The organism is Sporomusa sp., from assembly GCF_057736855.1.
Map to the genome: position 1 here is coordinate 1 of NZ_JBYKYF010000223.1, position 2,546 is coordinate 2,546.

At 41.6% G+C, this 2,546-nt stretch carries 3 protein-coding genes; all 3 read right to left on the reverse strand.

Features of this window, described 5'->3' with window-relative positions:
• Positions 1-101 precede the first annotated feature (101 nt).
• From AC29Z1_RS13125 to AC29Z1_RS13135, 3 genes are read right to left on the reverse strand one after another with little or no spacing between them, the layout of a single operon-like run.
• Positions 102-1,172 carry a protein arginine kinase gene (locus AC29Z1_RS13125; RefSeq protein ID WP_488271904.1) on the reverse strand — a complete coding sequence of 357 codons (1,071 nt, stop codon included), beginning with the start codon at positions 1,170-1,172 and terminating at the stop codon, positions 102-104.
• Position 1,173: 1 nt separating this feature from the next.
• Positions 1,174-1,722 (reverse strand): UvrB/UvrC motif-containing protein, encoded by a 549-nt coding sequence (locus tag AC29Z1_RS13130; RefSeq protein WP_488271905.1) that lies wholly within the window; start codon positions 1,720-1,722, stop codon positions 1,174-1,176.
• 20 nt (positions 1,723-1,742) lie between these two features.
• A complete protein-coding gene (locus AC29Z1_RS13135; RefSeq protein ID WP_488271906.1) occupies positions 1,743-2,192 on the reverse strand; it encodes a CtsR family transcriptional regulator in 450 nt (149 codons plus the stop codon).
• Positions 2,193-2,546: the final 354 nt, after the last annotated feature.

Here is a 2,546-nt window from a genome sequence, read left to right on the forward strand (position 1 = left end):
GTCCACTACATCAAGACTTTCGTCTCTACAGTTGACATCAGTTCAGGTAGAACAGATCTCTACCTGAACTGGCATTCTTTAGCTTTGCTTAAACAATTACATTACAATTTTTGTAAGCTTGTACGAATTAACTTGGCCCGTAATTTGTTGCTGTCCGCTTGGTGTAAGACAGTATCACCTGATAAATTTTGTAAGAAATTCGGTCTGGTCATAATTAATAGTTTTGTAAATACATCAGGTGATGCTTCATCAATAACACCCAGGTCAATCCCCAACCTCACTTCACTTAACAGCGCCAACGACTCATTTGCAGAAATACTTTGGGCATAACGGAGTACACCATAAGCCCTCCATACCCTGTCAGCTAAGGCATCGGGAGATTCATTGATCAGCAACTTTCTAGCCATACGTTCCTTGTCCACAATTTGTCTAACAACACCATTTAAACTGGCAACAATATCTTGCTCATTACGACCTAAGGTAACTTGATTAGATATTTGGAAAACATTACCTGCTGCTTCGGTTCCCTCCCCGTACAAGCCCCGTACGGTTAAACCTAATTGGGTAGCTATCGCCACCATGGGCCCCATCTGTTTGGTTAATACCAAGGCAGGTAAATGAACCATTACGGAGGCCCGCAAACCAGTACCGATATTCGTTGGACAGGCAGTAAGATATCCGATATTATCCATAAACGCAATATCGTGCTTGGCTTCAATAATATCATCTACAGCATTGGCCTTCTCCAACGCATCAGTTAAATTAAGCCCAGCCTCCAGACATTGCAGCCGCAGGTGATCTTCTTCATTGACCATAATGCTGACACTGGCATCATCGCGAATAATGAGGGCCCGATTCTCAGGGACTGTTATATGACTAGGACTAATAATATGCTTTTCTACCAGAACATTCCTAGCCAGCGCCGACAACTGATCAAGTCTTACCATTTGGTATTCATGACCATCGGCAGCAGCAAGATCTCCGGGAACCTCCTTTAGTTCTGTAAGAATCTTGCTTAGCTGAACTGCAGAAGCGCGTCCGGGAAAAGGCTGACTCCTTAAGTTGCGAGCTAACCGAATCCGGCTGGAAAGCACAATCTCGCCTTCTGGCCCAGATCTGCTCATCCATGGTGTAAGCGGCTGATTTAGTAATTTTTCTACGATAGTAGGCATATTATTCCACCTCACGCTTACCCTGCCGCATATTCTCGGCAAGCATCTTTTCCAATGCTCTGATTTCATCTCGTAGTTTAGCGGCCTTCTCATATTCCTCTGAAATGACACGCTGCTCTAGTTCATGGCGTAGTTGTTTAATACGTAATTGCAGGCTAAACTGAGCCCCTCCACGTTTTGGCACCTTGCCAGTATGCGCTGCGGTACCGTGAATGCGTTTAATCAATGGTTCCAATTGTCCGCCAAAGGCCTGATAACACATACTGCAACCAAATTTTCCGCTGTGACTAAACTCACTATAACTTAAACCACACTCTGAGCAGACAGGTTCAAGCATTGACCTGGTATCTGCCGGTATTGTATAATTAAACATTTCTTTTAGAAAATCATGAATAGAAAATTTATTGCCAATCAAACTGTTGATACTCTTGCCTAACTCACCTGACTTATGTGCACATTGTTCACACAAATGTTTTTCTATCTTTTGTTGATTAATAATCTTAGTAATGTGCACACAGGCAGCCTCTTTGTGGCATTCTTCACACAACATACACTTCGCCTCCGCACTTATCATTCATTCTGATTCACTAATGTCATCAAGAGGGATTGCAGTAGCGGCACACGCTCTTGAGGTTCAAGCCGTTCATAGAGAAAAGAAAAGCATTTATTAATCAGCGCAGCCTCCCGATTCGTCACCAAATTATGATTTTTCAAGCGTTCAACAATGGCATTTACCTCTTCCAAGCTTAAGTCTTCCTTAATCTGATTGGCGGCATCTTTAAATACAATTGTTTGCACTGGGATACGAGCAATCCGGACAAAACCTCCAGACCCGCGCCGAGATTCAACAATAAAACCGCGTTCTAGCGTAAAACGTGTGCTAAGTACATAACTGATTTGCGAAGGCGCACATGCAAGAGCTTCTGCCATTTCATTGCGACGCAAAACGATGATCTCATCCTTCTGACGCGACATCTGATGCAAAATCCACTGTTCAATAGTATCGGCTAAGTTGTTCACATCCTCACCTCCGTCACACGCTACTGACCATTATTGACCTTTTGACTTTATTTTACTTTGATCTGTTTTCTATTGCAATATGATTATTCATCCAAATAAAACCTTGGAAACTAATTAGTAACGATTATTGTCAAATATCGTATTCTTAATAACTTTTACTCACCCGTTCTCTTCCTCTTTACACCAATAATTTGCCATATGTACAGCTTTGACTATTTTTACTGGCTAATTACTTTGTTTTTTTTCGTTCTTTCCACCATTCAAGCCCCATATAAATAGTAGCTGCTATCATAAGTCCAATATTAATATATCGAAATTCTTCAAAATGATGATTATATTCCCAATAAGATACCG

What these genes read in the sequence shown, in the direction of transcription:
- AC29Z1_RS13125 (WP_488271904.1), bottom strand. Translation starts at nt 1,172, where the DNA reads ATGCCTACTATCGTAGAAAAATTACTAAATCAGCCGCTTACACCATGG.
- AC29Z1_RS13130 (WP_488271905.1), bottom strand. Translation starts at nt 1,722, where the DNA reads ATGTTGTGTGAAGAATGCCACAAAGAGGCTGCCTGTGTGCACATTACT.